At 73.0% G+C, this 18,514-nt stretch carries 15 protein-coding genes, 1 tRNA gene and 1 riboswitch; of the genes, 6 read left to right on the forward strand and 10 right to left on the reverse strand.

Features of this window, described 5'->3' with window-relative positions:
- Position 1 precedes the first annotated feature (1 nt).
- Positions 2-3,619: an FtsX-like permease family protein gene (locus ACFXKG_RS08330; protein ID WP_384834278.1), complete on the reverse strand. Its 3,618-nt coding sequence runs from the start codon at positions 3,617-3,619 to the stop codon at positions 2-4.
- Between the two features lie 304 nt (positions 3,620-3,923).
- On the opposite strand from ACFXKG_RS08330, the gene ACFXKG_RS08335 reads away from it, so the two are divergent.
- Positions 3,924-4,631 (forward strand): ABC transporter ATP-binding protein, encoded by a 708-nt coding sequence (locus ACFXKG_RS08335; RefSeq protein ID WP_384834526.1) that lies wholly within the window; start codon positions 3,924-3,926, stop codon positions 4,629-4,631.
- A 154-nt stretch (positions 4,632-4,785) separates the two neighbouring features.
- Here the strand turns inward: ACFXKG_RS08335 and ACFXKG_RS08340 are convergent, their stop codons facing one another.
- Entirely contained in the window at positions 4,786-6,213 is a 1,428-nt protein-coding gene (locus ACFXKG_RS08340; protein ID WP_384834281.1) for a DUF445 domain-containing protein, read from the reverse strand.
- A 170-nt stretch (positions 6,214-6,383) separates the two neighbouring features.
- On the opposite strand from ACFXKG_RS08340, the gene ACFXKG_RS08345 reads away from it, so the two are divergent.
- Positions 6,384-7,811: a GDSL-type esterase/lipase family protein gene (locus ACFXKG_RS08345; RefSeq protein WP_384834284.1), complete on the forward strand. Its 1,428-nt coding sequence runs from the start codon at positions 6,384-6,386 to the stop codon at positions 7,809-7,811.
- 40 nt (positions 7,812-7,851) lie between these two features.
- Here ACFXKG_RS08345 and ACFXKG_RS08350 read toward each other — a convergent pair whose 3' ends face one another.
- The 4 genes from ACFXKG_RS08350 to ACFXKG_RS08365 form a co-directional block, all read right to left on the reverse strand.
- On the reverse strand, positions 7,852-8,568 hold the full coding sequence (locus ACFXKG_RS08350; RefSeq protein WP_384834289.1) for a DUF1707 domain-containing protein: 717 nt from the start codon (positions 8,566-8,568) through the stop codon (positions 7,852-7,854).
- Between the two features lie 32 nt (positions 8,569-8,600).
- A complete protein-coding gene (locus ACFXKG_RS08355; RefSeq protein ID WP_384834292.1) occupies positions 8,601-9,584 on the reverse strand; it encodes an ATP-binding cassette domain-containing protein in 984 nt (327 codons plus the stop codon).
- A gap of 120 nt (positions 9,585-9,704) precedes the next feature.
- Positions 9,705-10,541 (reverse strand): ABC transporter permease, encoded by an 837-nt coding sequence (locus tag ACFXKG_RS08360; protein WP_384834529.1) that lies wholly within the window; start codon positions 10,539-10,541, stop codon positions 9,705-9,707.
- Between the two features lie 64 nt (positions 10,542-10,605).
- Positions 10,606-11,406, reverse strand: a complete 801-nt coding sequence (locus ACFXKG_RS08365) for an ABC transporter permease (protein WP_384834295.1) — start codon at positions 11,404-11,406, stop codon at positions 10,606-10,608.
- Positions 11,407-11,732: 326 nt separating this feature from the next.
- Between ACFXKG_RS08365 and ACFXKG_RS08370 the strand changes: the two genes are divergently transcribed.
- Positions 11,733-14,189, forward strand: coding sequence for a transglycosylase domain-containing protein (locus ACFXKG_RS08370; protein ID WP_384834532.1), 2,457 nt, complete (start codon positions 11,733-11,735; stop codon positions 14,187-14,189).
- Here ACFXKG_RS08370 and ACFXKG_RS08375 read toward each other — a convergent pair.
- The 3 genes from ACFXKG_RS08375 to ACFXKG_RS08385 all read right to left on the reverse strand — a co-directional run bounded on the left by ACFXKG_RS08375 (position 14,173) and on the right by ACFXKG_RS08385 (position 15,389).
- Positions 14,173-14,493, reverse strand: coding sequence for a DMT family transporter (locus ACFXKG_RS08375; RefSeq protein WP_384834298.1), 321 nt, complete (start codon positions 14,491-14,493; stop codon positions 14,173-14,175). The two genes, ACFXKG_RS08370 and ACFXKG_RS08375, sit on opposite strands and share 17 nt — an antisense overlap.
- Before the next feature lie 34 nt (positions 14,494-14,527).
- Positions 14,528-14,594, reverse strand: a riboswitch (guanidine-III (ykkC-III) riboswitch).
- 47 nt (positions 14,595-14,641) lie between these two features.
- Entirely contained in the window at positions 14,642-14,944 is a 303-nt protein-coding gene (locus ACFXKG_RS08380) for a co-chaperone GroES (RefSeq protein WP_329827408.1), read from the reverse strand.
- 115 nt (positions 14,945-15,059) lie between these two features.
- The gene (locus tag ACFXKG_RS08385; RefSeq protein WP_382887469.1) at positions 15,060-15,389 is read right to left on the reverse strand and encodes a DUF3618 domain-containing protein; all 330 of its coding nucleotides are present in this window, start codon (positions 15,387-15,389) and stop codon (positions 15,060-15,062) included.
- Between the two features lie 136 nt (positions 15,390-15,525).
- On the opposite strand from ACFXKG_RS08385, the gene bcp reads away from it, so the two are divergent.
- The 3 genes from bcp (at position 15,526) to ACFXKG_RS08400 (ending at position 17,790) form a co-directional block, all read left to right on the forward strand.
- Positions 15,526-15,993, forward strand: a complete 468-nt coding sequence (gene bcp / locus ACFXKG_RS08390; protein WP_384834301.1) for a thioredoxin-dependent thiol peroxidase — start codon at positions 15,526-15,528, stop codon at positions 15,991-15,993.
- 115 nt (positions 15,994-16,108) lie between these two features.
- Positions 16,109-17,605 (forward strand): glycine betaine/L-proline transporter ProP, encoded by a 1,497-nt coding sequence (gene proP / locus ACFXKG_RS08395; protein WP_384834304.1) that lies wholly within the window; start codon positions 16,109-16,111, stop codon positions 17,603-17,605.
- A gap of 101 nt (positions 17,606-17,706) precedes the next feature.
- Positions 17,707-17,790 (forward strand) — tRNA-Leu (locus ACFXKG_RS08400).
- A 58-nt stretch (positions 17,791-17,848) separates the two neighbouring features.
- Here ACFXKG_RS08400 and rdgB read toward each other — a convergent pair.
- Positions 17,849-18,451 carry an RdgB/HAM1 family non-canonical purine NTP pyrophosphatase gene (gene rdgB / locus ACFXKG_RS08405; protein ID WP_384834307.1) on the reverse strand — a complete coding sequence of 201 codons (603 nt, stop codon included), beginning with the start codon at positions 18,449-18,451 and terminating at the stop codon, positions 17,849-17,851.
- Positions 18,452-18,514 lie beyond the last annotated feature (63 nt).

The following is an 18,514-nucleotide window of genomic DNA, read 5'->3' on the forward strand; positions in this document are numbered from 1 at the left end:
GTCAGTGGTCCCTCTGGTGGCGGAGCGCGGCCGCGAGGCCGGCGCCGCGCCGGGCGGCGAGGACGGCGGTGATCAGCAGGGGTACGGCCGCTACGCCCGCGAGGAACAGGGTCACCTGGGGCAGCGGGAGTTCCGCGAGCACCTGGGGGACGGGCCGGGCCGCGCCGGAGGTCAGCACGGTCAGCGGGACGAGCGCCCGAGTCAGCAGGACGCCGAGCGCCGCGCCGACGGCCAGGCCGATGCCGATCAGCACGCCCTGTTCCGTCACCACCAGCCGGGCGAGTCCCCGGCGGGGCGCTCCGAGGGCGCGCAGGACGGCGAGTTCGGCGGTCCGCTCGCGCAGGGAAGCGGCGGCGCCGACCGCGAAGCCTACGGCGGAGAGCGCGGCGGCGGCCAGCGCGACGGCGATCAGCGCGGAGCGCGGCCCGTCGCCGAGCGGGTCGCCGAGCAGTCCGGCCGCCGTCTCGTCGCGTACGAGCACCCGGGCGGGCTCGGTGCCGTCGGAGCGGTCGCGGAGCGCGGCGGCGACCTGCGCGGCGGCGCCGGGGGCGGTGCTCAGCCACCACTCGGTGGGGGCGAGGGAGCGGTCGGTCCGCGCGGCGAGAGCCGCGTTGACGGCCCGCAGGTCGACGAGGAGGGCACCGCCGCCGCCGGTGTCCGCGCCCGTGACTGCCTGTGCGTCCGCCGGTGCGCCGGTCGCCGCGGCCGGGTCCGGGTCGGTGTCCGTGCCGGTGCCCGTCGCCGATCCGGTCGTGGGCAGCTCCCGTACGGTCTTCACGACGGTCACCCGGACCTGCTCGCCCGCCAGCGTCAGGTCGACACTGCCGCCGAGGGTGACCCCGGTGGCACGGAGGAAGGCGTCGGTGGCGACGGCCGCGATCCGCTCGGGGGCGGCGGCGCCCACGACATCGAGCCGTACGGAGAAGAAGCCGGAGTCCTGGGAGGCCTGCCCGGTCGGGTACGTGACGGTCAGGAGCGCCGGGGCGGACGGGGATGCGGAGTCGGGGGCGGACGCGGTCGGTTCCAGGTCCTTCGGCTCACTCTCCCCGGCGCCGGCCGTCACCGTGGCGCTGCCGCGCCAGCGCACGTCGGCCGGGACGGGGACGGGGACGGAGGCGGGCGCGGGGCCGGCTTTGGTGGCTCCCGCCGCTCCGGTGGCGTCAGTGGCTCCGGTGTCTCCGGTGTCTCCGGTGTCTCCGGTGTCTCCGGTGGCGAGCAACCGCTCGACGGTCAGCCGGTGTTGCTCGGACTCCTGCCCGGCCACCCCGCCGAGCCGCAGCCCGGTCAGGCGGAGCGGCCCGGCCGGGGCGCTGTGGGTGCGTGCGGCGGTCAGGTCGAGATCGACGGTGGCCCGGTGGAGCCGCCCGTCGACCGGCACCTGTCCGGCGCTGAGCCGGTACGGGATGCCGTAGCGGTCCTCGACCACCACCAGCAGGGCGGCGGTGCGCCCGGTCGGCGGCGCGCCCGAGGCGTTCTTCCCGGCCGTGAGCCGCACGTCGAGGCCGAGCCGGCGGGTGTCGTCGGGCAGGGCGATCCCGGTACGTTCCCGGTCTTCCCGTACGGGCCCGTCCGCCCCCTCGTCCGCCCCTTCCTTCGTCACCCCGGCGGTCACCCTGCCCAGCAGGCTCTCCGCGGGTTCGTCGGCGAGATCGGCGCGCAGCAGCAGTCCTTCGTCGGCGTGTGCCGTGTCCAGCGCGAGTACGGTCGCCGACAGGCCGCCGGAGAGGCCCGCCTCCGTACGGTGCGCGGGGGCCACCTGGCGTACCCCCGGCAGCGCGGCGTAGAGACCGGCCTGGCCGGGGTCGGCGGGCCTGCCGTCCAGCACGCGTACCGACGCGCCCGTGGCGAAGTCCGCCTGGTCGCGCTGCGAACGGTCCCACGACGCGCTCTGGCCGAGGGCGAGCAGGCCCGTCGCCACCGCGAGGACCAGCAGCAGGGCGGGCCCGGCGCCGCGCAGCGACCGGCGGGCGAGGCGGTGGGCGGCCAGCGCGCCGGGCAGCGCGCGGCTGCGCGCGGCGCGGCGCTCGGCGAGCCGGGCCAGGGGCGGCAGCAGGCGCAGGGTGAGCACCGTACCGGCGAGCAGCGCCAGCGCGGGCGCGGCGACGAGCAGCGGGTCGATGCCGAGGCGGCCCTCGCGGTCGCTGCCGAGGGCTCCCGTCCCGGTGCCGGTCTGCCGGTCCAACTGCCAGTAGGCCAGGGCCGCGACGACCAGCAGCGCGAGGTCGGCGCCCGCCCGTACGGGTGCGGGCAGGGCGGCGGCCCGGCCGCGCCCGCCGCCGGTCGCCTCGGCGGTCCCGGGCGCCCCGGCGTTCCCGGCGAGGGCGGGCAGGACGACGACCGCCGCGCAGCCGAGCGCGACCGCCGCCGCGACGAGCCACACCGGCCAGGGCGGGAGGTCACCGAGGCCGGTCCCCGCGCCCGCCGCGCCGTCGCCCGCCGCGCCGTCGCCGGGCGCGGACGAACGAGCGAACAGGCCGGTCAGCGGGGCCGCGAGGAGCGGGGCGCAGAGGGCCGCCGGGAGCGCCAGGAACAGCGCCTCCGTGGCGGCGAGCGCGGCCAGCCGGGCGCGCGAGGCGCCGCGCGCCCGCAACAGGCCGGTCTCGCCCGCCCGTTCCGCGCCGAGCGACCGGGCCACCAGGAGCAGGGTGTACGCGGCGAGCAGCAGCAGCTGGAGCGCGACGATGACCAGAGCGGACCGGGACACCAGCAGCGCCCGCTCGGTCCGGTCGAGGAGGGCCGGCAGCGCCGTGGTCACCGTCGCGGCGCCGCCGAGCGCCGGTTCCTCCCGCAGCCGCTCGGGGACCTGGGTGGCTGCGGTGCGCAGGGCGTCGAGCCGGTCGGTGGTGATGCCCCGGTAGTCGGCGGCGGCCAGCCAGCCGGTGGCGGCGCGCGAGACCTGCCCGGCGGCGAGGACGGACGCGTCCGTGAGGAGCGGGCCGTAGGTGGTGAAGTCGACCTCGCGGATGCCGCGCCCGCCGAGCGCGTCCAGCCGCCAGTACGGGTCGGTGGGGTCGGTGGCCCGGTAGACCCCGGTGATCCGGACGGTCAGCCGGTCGTCGGTGAGCCGGTCGGTGAGCGCGATCCGCGCGCCCGGAGCCAACTCCAGCCGCCGGGCGGCCTCTTCGGGCAGGGCCACGGGGACGCTCCCGTCCGCGTCCTCACCTGCGCCCGCGTCCGTGCCCGTACTCGCGTCCGTGCCCGGCAGTTCGCCCGCCACCAGGGTGATCCGGGAGCGGTCCAGGGCGGCGAAGTGCGTCAGGTCCGGCTTGTCCCCGGCCACGGGCGCGGTGGACGCCCGGAGCGACTCGGGCAGCGCGTACGGTCCCGAGCGCTCCAGCTTCCGTACGGTCACCGGCAGCCCGTCGAACGACTCGCGCGCGCCTCGGACCACGGCCCGCTGCGCCGCGTCCCGCTCCCGCTCCGGAACGTCCGCGCTGATGACGAGCACGGCGGAGGCGGCGTCCCGGCCGCGCAGCGTCTCGCGCAGGGCGGTGTCCCCCACCGAGGTGGAGAACGCGGTGAGGGAGGCGAGCACACAGGTGGTCAGCACCACCGCGAGCAGCGCGGCGGCCAGCAGCAGCCGATGCCCCGCCGCGCGCAGAAAAACGAACCCCGTCACACTTCCCCCGACAACCCGTGCGCCGTCCGGCAGAACGGCTCCCTCTCCGGGTCTCCCCCGTCGATCCACGCCCAGCCAAACAGAAAACCATCCCATTGCCTACCCTGCGGTGCCCGCACATACTGTGGCCGGGCGACACCACAGGCCACGACGCGCAGGGGATGCGCCCATGACGGAACACACCAACACGCACGACACCGGCACGCACACCACAGGTACGCACAACACGGGTACCCACGACACCGGCACGCACGACACCGGCGCCGGGCGGAACACCACCCCACCCCCCGGCGCGTCCGGCCCGATGGTCAGCGTCGAGGACCTGCACCGCTCGTACGGCACCGGCCCCACCGCCGTCCACGCGCTGCGCGGCGCCTCCCTCGACGTCCCGCGGGGTGAACTGGTCGCCCTCAAAGGGCGGTCCGGGGCCGGCAAGACCACACTGCTCAACCTGATCGGCGGCCTGGACGCGCCGGACCGGGGCCGGGTCGTCGTCGACGGCACCGACCTCTCGTCACTCGGCGGGAACGAACTCCTGGAACTCCGCCGCGACCGCGTCGGATTCGTCTTCCAGTCCTTCGGCCTGATCCCCATCCTCACCGCGGCGGAGAACGTGGGCGTGCCGCTGCGGCTGCGCAAGGCGGCGGCGCGTGAGCGCGAGGAGCGGGTGGCGCTGCTGTTGGCCCTCGTCGGCCTCACCGACCACGCGGCGCAGCGCCCGGGCGAACTCTCCGGCGGTCAGCAGCAGCGGGTGGCCATCGCCCGCGCCCTCGCCAACCGGCCGGCCCTGCTGATCGCCGACGAGCCGACCGCCCAACTGGACGCGCACACCGGGCTCGCGGTGATGGAGCTGCTGCGTACGGTCGTACGGAGCGAGGGCGCGACCGCGCTGGTCGCCACGCACGACCCTCAGTTGCTCGAACTGGCCGACCGGGTGGTGGAGCTGAGCGACGGCCGGATCGTCGAGAACGGTCAGGAGCCCAGGAGGACCGGCGCGACAGCATCGCCGTGAGCCGCAGAAAAGTTTTTTCGTACGCGTTGAACACCCCGGGGCCGGGCCGCGTACTTAACGGCAACTCCCCCATGGTGGCTGGGCGCGTGAACGGACGACAGGGTCCGGTACACGCGCCCAGCACTTTTCTACGATCGGGCCTGGGCCGGGATTCTCACGCGCCCAGCGCGTGCGACACCGTGTAGATCAGCAGCCCGGCCAGCGCGCCGACCACCGTGCCGTTGATCCGGATGAACTGGAGGTCCCGGCCGATGTTGGCCTCGATCTTCTTCGAGGTGTCGGCGGCGTCCCAGCTCGCGACGGTGTCCGAGATCAGCGAGGTGATCTCGCCCCGGTACGTGGAGACGAGATAGGCCGCCGCGTCCTCGACCCACCCGTCCACCTTCCCCTGGAGCCGGTCGTCCGTCGCCAGCCGGCCGCCCAGCGAGAGCAGCGAGGCGCGCGCCCGCAGGCGCAGCTCGCTGCGGTCGTCCTCGGCCGCCGAGATGATCATGGTGCGTACGGACGCCCAGGCCGAGGCGATGATGTCCTGCACCTCGGGCCGCGCCAGCAGCTCCGACTTCAGCCGCTCGACCCGCGCCCGGGTGTCCGTGTCCGACTGGAGGTCGGCGGCGAAGTCGCGCAGGAAGCGGTCGATCGCGCCGCGCGCCGGGTGCGCCGGCATGTCGCGCATCTCGGTGACGAAGCGCACCAGCTCCTTGTAGACGCGGTCCCCGATCCTGCGGTCCACGAAGCGCGGCGTCCACCCCGGGGCGCCGCCCTGGACCGCGTCCATGACCGAGTCCCCGTGCTCCACCAGCCAGTCGTGCGCCCGCGCGCAGATCAGGTCGACGGCGCGGTGGTGGGCGCCGTCGGCGACGACCTTGTCCAGCGTCTTCCCGATGCCCGGCGCGATCTCCGCGGCGTCCGCGCGGCGGGTGATCGCCTCGCCGACGACGGCCTGGACGTCCGCGTCCCGCAGCACGGTGAGGGCGCCGCGCAGCGCCGTCGACAGCTCGGCGGTGACGCGGTCGGCGTGGTCGGGCTCGGCGAGCCAGGTACCGAGCCGGCCGCCGATGCCGAGGGCGCGCAGCCGGGTGCGTACGACATCGGCGGAGAGGAAGTTCTCCCCCACGAAGGAGCCCAGCGAGGCGCCGAGCTGGTCCTTCTTGTGCGGGATGATCGCGGTGTGCGGGATGGGCAGGCCCAGCGGGTGCCGGAAGAGCGCCGTCACCGCGAACCAGTCGGCCAGCGCGCCGACCATGCCCGCCTCGGCCGCCGCGGCGACATAGCCGGCCCAGGGGCCCGCGCCGGAGTTCTTCGCCCAGGTCGCGAGGACGAAGACCAGCGCGACGAAGACGAGCAGGCCGGTGGCGGTGGCCTTCATCCGGCGCACGCCGCGCCGTTTCTCCTCGTCGGCGGCCGTGTAGGAGAAGCCGGGCAGGGTCGCCGGCCGCCTGGCGCCCGTCCCGCCGGAAGCCGCCGCCCTCGGCCCCCCGGCCGGCCCGGCGGCCCCCGCCGCGCCTGTCGCCCCTGCCGCCTCTGCCGCTCCCGGCGTCAGCTCTTCACGCGGAGCCGACTTGTCCGGATCCGTACGTTCCATCCGCTCCACCCGTCCGCGTACACACTCATGGGCCTCATGCTCATGGGCCTCGTGGCCGGACCCACTCGTACACATTGTCCCTTCCTGACGTACTCCCGGGGCGCGCGTCGAGTTCCCCGGGCGATGCCGGATGATGGAGGCGAACGCAGGGGTGAGGGGATACGGGGGACATGACCAGACAGCGCGGATTTGCCCTGCTCGGGGGGCTGATAGGGGTGGTGGCGCTGGTGTGCGCCGCCATATTCGGCGGGTTCGGCCTGCTGGCCGCGGGGTCGGAGGCCCCCTCCGGCATCGCGGCGGGCCCGAACGGTACGGCGGGCCCGAACGGCACGTCCGGCTCGAACGGCACGGCGTCCGGCTCGAACGGTACGTCCGGCCCGAACGGCGCGGCGACGGGCGGCGGCGGTACGGGAGAGGCGCGGGCCCAGGCCCCGTCCACCGGCGGCCGGGCCGCGCCCGCCTCCGCCGACGCCTGGACCGGAACGTGGGCCACCGCCCCGGCCGGGGCCGAGAAGGACGTCCCGTACGGCTATCCCGGGCGTTCCATCCGTAACGTCGTGCACACCACCATCGGTGGTACCGGCGTCCGGGTCACCCTCTCCAACCTCTACAGCCCCACCCCGCTCCTGGTCGGCCACGCCTCCGTCGCGGTCGGCGCGGGCGGCCCGCGCGCGGCCGGAGGGACCCTGCGGCAGCTCTCCTTCGGCGGGCGGGCCGCGGTGACCATACCGGCCGGCGGGCAGATCATCAGCGACCCGGTGGTGATGCGCGTGCCCTACGACGGCGATCTGCTGGTCACGCTCCACACACCGGTCGCGAGCGGGCCCGTCACGTACCACCCGTACGCGCTCCAGACCTCGTACCTCGCCGACGGCGACCGCACGCGGGACACCACCGGGGTCCCGTACACCGAGCCGAGCAGGTCCTGGCGGTATCTGACCGCCGTCGACGTCCAGAACCGCGACGCGCGGGGGGCCGTGGTCGCCTTCGGCGACTCGATCACCGACGGCGTGGGCTCCCGCCCCGACGCGAACCACCGCTGGCCGGACATCCTCGCGGCCCGGCTGCGCGACCGGGACATCGCCGTGCTCAACGAGGGCATCGGCGGCAACCGGATCCTGGCGGACTCCGTACGGGACCGGAAGGGCGCGAGCGGTGTCTCCCGCTTCTCCCGCGACGTCCTCGAACGCGCCGGGGCCAGGACCGTCGTCATCGACCTCGGCGTCAACGACATCCTGCGCGGCGCCGAGCGCGACCCGGCCAGGATCACCGCCGGGCTCAGGGAGCTGACCCGGCAGGCGCACGCGCGCGGGCTGCGCGTCATCGGCTCGACGCTGACGCCGTTCGGCGCCTATCGCGGGTACAGCCCGGCCGCCGAGTCCGTACGGGAGCGGGTCAACGCGGAGATCAGGGCGGGCGGGGTCTTCGACGACGTCGTGGACTTCGACCGGGTGGTGCGCGACCCGTACGCCCCGCAGCGGATCAGGCCGCTGTACGACTCGGGCGACGGCCTGCACCCGAGCGACGCCGGATACCGGGCGATGGGCCGCTCGCTCAGCCTCGAACTGCTGGAGGCGAAGGCCCCCGCCGAGCTGTAGCCGGAGGCGCGACGGTGGCGCGGAGGCGGAGACGGGGCGGTCAGTCCAGTTCCTTCCGCTCCGCCTTCTTCTCCAGCCGCTGGCGCTTGCGCTCCTCCTTGAGCCTGCGCTTCTCCGCGTCCCGGAGCTTGCGCTCCACCCCGACCCCGCCCATCAGCGCGAACCCGGTGACGATCACCCGCGGCGAGCCGGGGCTCACCGCCGATCCGTCGTGCGGCGCCTCGCCGAAGCCGCCCATCAGGCCGAAGCCCCTGACCTCGACGTCCATGTCCGGCGGGACCGTGACATGGACACCGCCCATGACGGTGTAGCAGCGGATCACCACGTCGCGGTCCTCGAACCGGGCCTCGCGCAGATCGATCTCGCCGCCCGCCTGGAAGACGACGGCCGTGAACTTCCGGCCCACCGTCCACGTCCCCCTGCGGCCGAACCCGCCCCAGAACGCGAACGCGCCCTTGGACGTGGCCGGTTCGCGGCCGACGCGGTCGGCCCAGGCGGTCGGGGCGCTCTCCCCGTCCCCGTCCCTGGCCACGGCGCCGTCCGCTATCCGCGCCACGTCCGTCGTCGTCCCGGGCGCGGGAAGGTCCCGTACCAGCGGAACCAACTCGCCGTGCGTACGCGCCTTGTAGGCCACGCCGAGCCGCTCGTCGAACTCCTCCATCGTGAGCCGGCCCTCGGTCATCGCCTCACGGAGCCGCTCCGCCACCTGCTCACGCTCGGCGTCGGAGGCACGCGTCTCAGGCCGTTCACTCGTCATAGGAGCAGAGTAGCCACCCGCTGAGGCCCACGTCACACGGCTGATCGATCCACGTACATCTTGGCGATGACCGACTCGATGTCCGGCTCCCGCACCGAGAGATCCACCAGCGGATACTCCGCCGCGATCCGCGCAACCAGCGGCGCCGCCGACTCCGTCGCCGGGAACGCCAGCCACTGCCGCGGCCCCTCCACCTTCACCACCCGCGCCCCCGCGCCCACCACGTCGACCGGCGGCAGCTCGCGCTCCAGGTCGACGACGAGCGTCCGTTCGCTCTCCCCCACCTCGTGCAGCCCGGCCAGGGCCCCGTCGTACAGCAGCCGCCCGTGGTCGATGACCATCACCCGGCTGCAGAGCTGCTCGATGTCGGTCAGGTCGTGGGTGGTCAGCAGCACCGTCGTCGCGCGCTCCGTGTTCAGGTCGCGCAGGAACTCCCGCACCTTCGCCTTGGAGACCACGTCGAGCCCGATCGTCGGCTCGTCCAGATACAGCACCTCCGGGTCGTGCAGCAGCGCCGCCGCGATGTCGCCGCGCATCCGCTGGCCCAGCGAGAGCTGCCGTACCGGTACGTCAAGCAGCTCACCGAGATCCAGCAGCTCCACGCACCGCTCCAGATTGGTCCGGAACCGGGCGTCGGGGATCCGGTACATCCGGTGCATCAGCCGGTACGAGTCGATCAGCGGCAGGTCCCACCAGAGCGTGGTGCGCTGCCCGAAGACCACGCCGATGCGGTGCGCCAGCCGCGTACGCTCGCGCGACGGGTCGATGCCCGCGACCCGCAGCCGGCCGCCGCTGGGGGTGAGGATGCCCGTGAGCATCTTGATGGTGGTGGACTTCCCGGCGCCGTTCGGGCCGATGTAGCCGACCATCTCGCCGCGCGGCACCCGGAAGCTGATGCCGTCGACCGCCCGCACCCGGTGCTTCTCGCGGCGCAGCGGGCCGGTCTTCCGGCGCACGTCGAAGACCTTCTCGACGCCGTCCAGCTCGATGAAACCCGCCGCGTCGTCCGTCGTCATCCGCGTGCCCTCTCTCTTCCGTTCCCTGTTCTGTGCCTGTCCCGGCGTTCCTGTTCCAGTCCCGGCGTTCCGGTCCCTGTCCCGGCGTTCCTGCACCGGCCCCGTTCCTCCGCACCCGGCTCAGCTCCCCGTGCTGCGGTACGCCCGGAGCCCCGCCCGCCACGCCGCCATCGCCAGCGCGCAGCACCCGCACGCCACCACCGGCGGCAGGAACGCGACCGCGGCGGGCAGCCCCAGCGGGTTCTCCCGGCCCAGCACGTAGAGCGCCGGGATCCAGTTGACGAAGGCCAGCGGCACCAGGAACGTCACGCCGCGCACCAGGTCCTTCGCGAAGAGCGTCGGCGGGTACTGGAGCAGCGTCGTCCCGCCGTATGTGAACGAGCTCTGCACCTCGGCCGCGTCCTGCGCCCAGAACTGGAACGCCGCGCCCGCCACGAACACGGAGGCGAAGATCGCCGTCCCGCAGAGCACCATCATCGGCACCATCAGCACCCGTACGGACGTCCAGTCGATGTCCACGACGAGCAGCGCGTACCCCAGCACCAGCAGCCCCTGGACGACCCGGCCCACCCGGCGCAGCGCGAACCGGTCCGCCGCGACCTGCGCCAGTACGGGGACGGGCCGTACCAGCAGCGTGTCGAGCGTGCCGTCGCGCACCCGGCGCCCCAGCCGGTCCATCGAGCCGAGGAGCAGGTCGGCGAGGCCGAAGGCGGTGGCGGACGTCCCGTACAGGAAGGCCACCTCGGGCAGCGAGAAGCCGCCCAGGGCGTCGACGTGCGTGAACATCACGAGGATCGCCACGAAGTCGAAGACGGTCACCGCGAAGTTCCCCAGCGCCGTCATCGCGAAGGAGGCGCGGTAGGTCATCGTGGAGCGCATCCACATGGCGACGATCAGTCCGTACGCCCGCAGCCCGTCCCGCAGCACCGCCGCACGCGAGGCCCGCGGAATCCACACCTCCGGCCGGTCGCGCTCCGGTGTCCCGGACCGTCCCCGGCCGGAGAGGTCCGACAGCGTCTCGTCAGCCACCCTGGACCACCACCCTGCGCGTCGCCACGCCCTGGAGCAGCCGCCCGGCCACCAGCAGCGCCGCCGCCCAGCCGGCCTGGAACGCGTACGCCCCCGCCAGGTCCCACCCGGCCCGCCGGCCGAGGAACACATCGGCGGGGACCTGGAGCAGCGAGGACCAGGGCAGCGCCCGCGCGATCTCGCCCAGCACCCCGGGGAAGAGGGTGAGCGGCAGCAGCAGCCCGGAGAAGAACGTCCCCGCCAGGAACGAGATCTGCGCCACGCCCGCGCCGTCCAGCAGCCAGAACGCGGAGAGCGCGACGAGATAGCGGATCGCGAAGCTCACGACGACCCCGAGGAACACGGCGAGCAGGAACGCCGGCCAGACCAGCGCCGAGCCCGGCATCGCCAGGTCGAAGACGAACGAGCCGAACACCATCGGCGCGATGCCGCGCCCCAGCAGATGGAAGGCCGCGCGGCCCAGGTCCCCGGCGAGCCACCAGAGCTGGAGGTCGGCGGGGCGGTAGAGGTCGACGGCGATGTCGCCGGTACGGATGCGCTCGATCAGCTCGTCCTCGAAGCCGCCGCCCATCATGGCGCAGGTCATCAGCAGCCCCTGGCCGAGCCAGACGAAGGTGACGGCCTGGGAGAGGTCGTAACCGCCGAGCTGGGGCCGTTCGTCCCAGAGGGCGGTGTAGGTGTACGCGATGATGAAGCCGAACACCGTGTTGGTGAACACACCGGCCACGGTGGCCACCCGGTACGTCGCGTGACGCCGGAACCCTCCTGCGGCCACCGCTAAGTAGAGCCGCACGAAGGGCCCCTTTCTCTTCCGTCCCGGGCCGTCAGGCCGCAGGCACCAAAGCGCACGACCCTAGTCCGGCCGGACGGGCCACCGCGACCGAATATCGAGACCGGACACCACGACCGAACACCACGACCGGACATCGCGACCGGACATCGCGACCGGACATCGCGACCAGACATCGCGACCAGATATCGCGACCAGATATCGCGACCGGACATCCGGCCGAATATCCGGGTACCACCGCTCCGGCCCATCGCGTCCGGCCCTCCGGACCGTTCTGGCCGTGTTTCATAGGGCTGCGCAGCGTTTCTTATGCCTGCGTTACGAATGGACTGATACGACACCGTTATGCCGGGGAGTCAACCTTCGGCCACGGCCGAGGGGTCTCCAGACACATGAACGACGAGCCACAGCAGCGGACCGGTCGGCGCCGGCGCCGTTTCCTCCCGTCCCGGCGCATGGTGCTCGGCGCGTTCCTGGTGTGCGCGCTCCTCGCGATCGGCGGCTTCGCCCTCGGCTACAAGCTCGTCGGCATCCCGGCCGCCAACGCCGCGGCCACCGCCCAGTCGAACGTGTACCTGTACGCGGACGGTACGGAGATCGCCCGCGACGGCGCCGTCAACCGCGAGAACGTCCAGCTCGCACAGGTGCCCAGGACCGTGCAGCGGGCCGTGCTCGCCGCCGAGGACCGCGGCTTCTACAGCGAGCCCGCCGTCGACCCGCAGGGCATGGTCCGCGCCGCCTGGAACACCGCCACCGGCAAGGGCACCCAGGGCGGCTCCACCATCACCCAGCAGTACGTCAAGAACTACTACCTCGGCCAGGAGCAGACGATCGCCCGCAAGGCCAAGGAGTTCTTCATCGCGATCAAGCTCAACCGCGAACAGTCCAAGGAACAGATCCTCCAGGGCTATCTGAACACCAGCTTCTTCGGCCGGAACGCGTACGGCATCCAGGCCGCGGCGCAGGCGTACTACGGCAAGGACGTCGAGGACATCACCACGGCGGAAGGCGCCTACCTCGCGTCGCTGCTCAACGCGCCGAGCGAGTTCGACGTCGTCGTCCACCCCGAGAACAAGCCCGCCGCCGTCGCCCGCTGGAACTACGTCCTCGACGGCATGGTCAAGGAGAAGTGGCTCGACGCCCGCACCCGCGCCACCCTGAAGTTCCCCGAGCCCGGCCCGATCCGCTCCGCGGCCACCGGCCTCTCCGGGCAGCGCGGCTACCTCGTCCAGGCCGTCGAGGACTACCTGGCCGGCCACCGGATCATCGGCGCCGACACCCTGGCCACCGGCGGCTACCGGATCACCACCACCCTCGACCGCAAGAAGCAGAACGCGCTGGTCAAGGCCGTCGGCAACCAGGTCACCTCGCAGCTCGACAGCAGCCGCGCCGCCGACCGCAACGTCCGGGTGGGCGGTACCTCCATCGACCCCGCGACCGGCCGGGTGGTCGCCATGTACGGCGGCATCGACTACACGAAGCAGTACGTCAACAACGCCACCCGCCGCGACTACCAGGTCGGCTCCACCTTCAAGCCGTTCGTCCTCGCCTCCGCCGTCCAGAACGGCTCCGAGACCCAGGACGGCCGGACCATCACCCCCAACACCGTCTACGACGGCGACACCGGCCACATGGTCCAGGGCCCCGTCGGACCCACCGGCTACGCCCCGGCCAACGAGGACGACAAGGACTACGGCCCCATCACCATCAGGACCGCCACCGACAAGTCCGTCAACGCGGTCTACGCACAGCTCGCCCAGGACGTCGGCCCCGCCACCGTCAGGAAGACGGCCGTCGCCCTCGGCATCCCGGCCAACACCCCCGACCTCACCGCCTCCCCCTCCATCGCCCTCGGCCCGGCCACCCCGAGCGTCCTCGACATGGCCCAGGCGTACGCGACCCTCGCCCACCACGGCGAGCGCGTCCCGTACACGCTCGTCACCAAAGTCACCAAGAACGGCACGGACGTCGCACTGCCGCGGCGGGCCGCCACCCGGGCCGTCAGCCGGGAGGCCGCCGACACCACCACCGCCGTGCTGCGCGGCGTCGTCGACGGCGGGACCGGCACCGCCGCCCTGTCCGCCGGCCGCCCCGCGGCGGGCAAGACCGGCACGGCGGAGGAGGACCGGGCAGCCTGGTTCGCGGGATACACCCCGAACCTGGCCACCGTCGTCGCCGTCATGGGCGCCGACCCGAAGACGGCCCAGCAGAAGCCGCTGTACGGAGCGCTCGGCCAGGCCCGGATCAACGGCGGCGGCGCGCCCGCCGCCATCTGGGGCGAATACACCGCGGCCGCGCTGCGCGCCACCCCCGTACAGGACTTCGACCTCCAGGTCGCGGCCGGCGCCGAGGAGAGCGCCTCGCCGGACCCGGAGCAGTCGCTGGAGTCCGGCATGCCCGGCAGCGCCTCGCCGCGGCCCAGCACCCCGGGCCGCACACAGGGGCAGACCCAGGGCCCGTCACAGGGCCGGACGGGGGGCGCGGACGGCGCGGGCGGCGCCACCACCGGCGGCGCCGACGGAGGCCAGAGCCCGCCCCCGGGCCACCGCCCCCCGCCGCCGGGCGGCACGGACGGCGGTACGACCACCACGGGCGGCGGCGCCGGCCAGGGACCGCCCGTCGGCGGCCAGGGCGGCCCGGGAGACACCGCGGGCGGCGGCAGCGCGGGAGACGCGCGGGACCAGGGACCCCCGGGAGGCGCGCCCGACGCCGGTACGGCCGGACAGGGTCCGCCCGCGGCCCCGCAGCGCCAGGACTCCGGCGCCGCGCTCAGTGCCCGGACGTGACCTTCAGCCCCACCACGGCCACCACCAGCAACGAGACGAAGAAGATCCGGGCGGCGGACACCGGCTCCCCCAGCACCACCATGCCGAGCACCGCCGCACCGGCCGCGCCGATCCCGACCCACACGCCGTACGCCGTACCGATCGGCAGCGTCTTCGCCGCCTGCGCGAGCAGCACCATGCTGACCACGATCCCGGCACCCGTGAACACGCTCGGCCACAGCCGCGTGAACCCCTCGGTGTACTTCATCCCGATCGACCAGGCGACCTCGACCAGACCCGCGACGACCAACAGAACCCACGCCATGACGGCACCTCCGGCACAGAAAGCACGGACAACAGGTGCGTCGTCTTTCGATTGACCCGGTACGGCGCGTCTCGTCGGGTTCACCCCAACGTAGCAAACAGCCCGCGGGGAGACGACCGCCGACGTCTGCGCCCTGGGCGGGGGCGCCCTACAGATAAAGCCCGGTCGAGTCCTGGGACCCCTCGAACCGGTCGGCGGCGACCGCGTGCAGATCACGCTCCCGCATCAGTACGTACGCCACCCCGCGCACCTCGACCTCGGCCCGGTCCTCCGGGTCGTACAGCACCCGGTCCCCCGGCGTCACCGTACGGACGTTCTGCCCCACGGCCACCACCTCGGCCCAGGCCAGCCGCCGGCCGACCTCCGCCGTCGCCGGGATGAGGATGCCGCCGGACGAGCGCCGCTCGCCCTCCGGGATGTCGGTTCTGACCAGCACGCGGTCGTGCAGCATCCGGATGGGCAGCTTGTCGTGTTGGCTGGGGGAGTTCTCGCTCACGCCCCAGAACCTACCTGCCCGCGGCGCGTCCGTACGCCGGAGGGGTGACACGGACCGCCGCGGGAACCGCTCATCCCTTCCGGCGCCTCGCGGGCCTGCCCGCCATCACGAGCAGCCCCACCAGCCCGACCGCGAGCAGCGCCACCGGCACCACCCGCTCCAGCCGGGGCGCTCCGTCGTGCCCGACGAACGGCGCCCGCACCCCCGCGACCGTCCTGTTCACGGCGACGAACGCCCGCCCCGCCGTCTGGTCCACCCGGGAGGCCACCCTGGCCTTCGCGTCGCCGACGATCGTCTTCGGGTGCACCCGCACCCCGATCTCGTCCAGCGTCTCGGCGAGCTGCCCGCGCCTGCGGACGATGTCCGCCTCGATCTGCGCCGGGGTCCTGGAATCCGACACCGCGCTGCCTCCGTCGTCGTGTCCGGTAGTCCTTGGGCGACAGTCTGTCAGCTCCACCCCGACCGCACCCGACGGCACCCCCGATTACGCTCGGGCACGTACGACCGCGAGCCCGCCCCACGACCTACGGAGAACCATGAGCGAGCGACTCACCCCCGGCGACACCGCCCCCGCCTTCACCCTGCCCGACGCGGACGGCAAGGACGTCTCGCTCGCCGACCACAAGGGCCGCAAGGTCATCGTCTACTTCTACCCCGCCGCGCTCACCCCGGGCTGCACCAAGCAGGCGTGCGACTTCACGGACAACCTCGACCTGCTCGCGGGCGCCGGATACGACGTCATCGGCGTGTCCCCCGACAAGCCGGAGAAGCTCGCGAAGTTCCGCGACCAGGAGAGCCTCAAGGTCACCCTCGTCGGCGACCCGTCCAAGCAGGTCCTGGAGAGCTACGGCGCCTTCGGCGAGAAGAAGATGTACGGCAAGACCGTGACCGGCGTGATCCGCTCCACGATCGTCGTCGACGAACAGGGCAAGGTCGAGCACGCGTTCTACAACGTACGGGCCACGGGCCACGTAGCGAAGATCATCAAGGACCTCGGCATCTGACTGCCCGGGAACGCTGTGACCGAAGTCCCACTTCCGCGGGACTTCGGTTTGCATCCGCCATCGCCGTACAGAAGGTTCCCTTGGACTGCTTCACTCCGAGGAAAGGACCCGCGCCATGGCCGGCCAGCAGCACGACGAGGCGGCCGACCCCGCAGCGGTCAAACGCCACCCCGCCCTCTTCCGCACGATCAGGCAGCGGAAAAACCCCAAGCTGCGCCGGTCGGACATCACCGTCACCGACGAACGAGCGGTCAAGCGCGCGGTGAAAGCGGCCTCCCTGGGCAACGCCATGGAGTGGTTCGACTTCGGCATCTACAGCTATCTCGCGGTCACCATCGGCCATGTCTTCTTCCCGTCGGGGAACCCCACGATCGAGCTGCTCTCCTCCTTCGCGACATTCGCGGTCGCCTTCCTCGTACGGCCGCTCGGGGGCATGTTCTTCGGCCCGATGGGTGACAGGCTCGGCCGCAAGAAGGTCCTCGCGCTGACGATGATGCTGATGGCGGTCGGCACCTTCGCCATCGGCCTGATCCCCTCGTACGCCACGATCGGCTTCTGGGCCCCGGCGCTCCTGATCCTCTTCCGGCTGGTCCAGGGCTTCTCCACGGGCGGCGAGTACGGCGGGGCGTCCACCTTCATCGCCGAGTACGCGCCCGACAAGCGGCGCGGGTACTACGGCAGCTTCCTCGAATTCGGCACCCTCGCCGGGTACGTCGGCGCCGCGGGCCTCGTCACCGCGCTCACCGCCGCGCTCGGCTCCGACACGATGGAGGCCTGGGGCTGGCGCGTACCGTTCCTCATCGGCGGCCCGCTCGGCCTGGTCGGCCTCTACCTGCGGCTGCGCCTCGACGAGACGCCCGCCTTCCAGAAACTGGAGGCGGAGAGCGCCCACGCCTCGGAGGCGGCCGACCAGGTGGAGACGACGACGAAGGACGACCTGGTCGAGATCTTCCGCCGGTACTGGCCGTCGCTGATCCTGTGCATCGCGCTCGTCGGCGCGTACAACATCGCCGACTACATGCTGCTCTCGTACATGCCGACGTACCTCTCGGACCAGCTCGGCTACAGCGAGACGCACGGACTGCTGATCCTGCTGGGCGTCATGGTCGCGCTGATGCTGATCATCAGCCAGGTCGGCAAGCTCAACGACCGCTACGGCCGCAAACCGCTCCTGATGACCGGCATGCTCGGCTTCTTCTTCCTCTCCCTGCCGGCCTTCCTGCTGATCAAACAGGGCGGCGCCCTCGCAATCACGGCGGGCATGCTGATGCTCGGCCTCTCCCTGGTCTGCCTCCTGGGCACCATGTCGGCCGCGCTCCCCGCACTCTTCCCCACCCACGTCCGGTACGGCTCCCTGGCCGTCGGCTACAACCTCGCCGCCTCCCTCTTCGGCGGCACGACCCCCCTGGTCATCACCGCCCTCATCAGCCTGACCGGCGACGACCTGATGCCGGCGTACTACGCGATGGCGGCGGCACTGGTGGGCGTGATCGCGGTGGCCTGCATGAAGGAAACGGCCCGCAAGCCACTCACGGGCTCACCCCCGTCGGTGGAGACGGAGGAGGAAGCGGTGGAACTGGTCCAGTCCCAGACCCCGGAACCGAAGTTCTGACACGGCGTCACGTCCTGAGCCCCGCAGGCTCCGTGTATCCCCCTCTCCCACTCCCCCGTCCCCCGGCAGGTCGCCTCGCCCGATAGCATGGTGGCCGACTTGCGGCGGTGGCGCAGTGGCGACGCAGCAGACTTAGGATCTGTGGCCTGTGAAAGGGCTTGAGGGTTCGAATCCCTTCCGCCGCACAGCGAACGGCGTGCGTATCGAAGGATCGATACGCACGCCGTTTCTTCTCCCCGGCCCTCAGCCCAGCAGCTCCCGCACCACCGGTACCAGCGCCCGGAAGGCCTTGCCGCGGTGGCTGATCGCGTTCTTCTCCGGTGCCGTCAGTTCCGCGCAGGTGCGTGTCTCGCCGTCCGGCTGGAGGATCGGGTCGTAGCCGAAGCCGCCCGTGCCGGCCGGGGTGGGGCGGAGGGTGCCCTGGAGGCGGCCTTCGACGACGCGTTCCGTGCCGTCCGGGAGGGCGAGGGCGGCGGCGCAGGCGAAGTGGGCCGTGCGGTGGGGCGGGGCGATGTCGGCGAGTTGGGCGAGGAGCAGGTCCAGGTTGGCCCGGTCGTCGCCGTGGGTGCCCGCCCAGCGGGCGGAGAAGATGCCGGGGGCGCCGCCCAGGACGTCGACGCAGAGGCCGGAGTCGTCGGCCACGGCGGGGAGGCCGGTGGCGGCGGCGAGGGCGTGGGCCTTGAGGAGGGCGTTCTCGGCGAAGGTGACGCCGGTCTCCTTGACGTCGGGGATGTCGGGGTACGCCTCCGCCCCGACCAGGTCGTGCGGCAGGCCGGCGCCGGCGAGGATGGCCTTGAGTTCGGTGATTTTCCCGGCGTTGCGGGTGGCGAGGATCAGGCGGGTCATGCCCACCAGTATCCGTACCGTACGGACGCGCCGGGCGGGCGCCCGTACGGTACGGGGCCGTAC

This window comes from Streptomyces sp. NPDC059255, assembly GCF_042752355.1.
In the GTDB taxonomy this organism is placed as follows: domain Bacteria; phylum Actinomycetota; class Actinomycetes; order Streptomycetales; family Streptomycetaceae; genus Streptomyces.

Bases quoted from the DNA above. Each gene is read 5' to 3' on its own strand.
- ACFXKG_RS08335 (WP_384834526.1), top strand. From the start codon at position 3,924: ATGGTCAGCGTCGAGGACCTGCACCGCTCGTACGGCACCGGCCCCACC.
- ACFXKG_RS08340 (WP_384834281.1), bottom strand. From the start codon at position 6,213: ATGGAACGTACGGATCCGGACAAGTCGGCTCCGCGTGAAGAGCTGACG.
- ACFXKG_RS08345 (WP_384834284.1), top strand. From the start codon at position 6,384: ATGACCAGACAGCGCGGATTTGCCCTGCTCGGGGGGCTGATAGGGGTG.
- ACFXKG_RS08350 (WP_384834289.1), bottom strand. From the start codon at position 8,568: ATGACGAGTGAACGGCCTGAGACGCGTGCCTCCGACGCCGAGCGTGAG.
- ACFXKG_RS08355 (WP_384834292.1), bottom strand. From the start codon at position 9,584: ATGACGACGGACGACGCGGCGGGTTTCATCGAGCTGGACGGCGTCGAG.
- ACFXKG_RS08375 (WP_384834298.1), bottom strand. From the start codon at position 14,493: ATGGCGTGGGTTCTGTTGGTCGTCGCGGGTCTGGTCGAGGTCGCCTGG.
- ACFXKG_RS08380 (WP_329827408.1), bottom strand. From the start codon at position 14,944: ATGCTGCACGACCGCGTGCTGGTCAGAACCGACATCCCGGAGGGCGAG.
- bcp (WP_384834301.1), top strand. From the start codon at position 15,526: ATGAGCGAGCGACTCACCCCCGGCGACACCGCCCCCGCCTTCACCCTG.
- proP (WP_384834304.1), top strand. From the start codon at position 16,109: ATGGCCGGCCAGCAGCACGACGAGGCGGCCGACCCCGCAGCGGTCAAA.
- rdgB (WP_384834307.1), bottom strand. From the start codon at position 18,451: ATGACCCGCCTGATCCTCGCCACCCGCAACGCCGGGAAAATCACCGAA.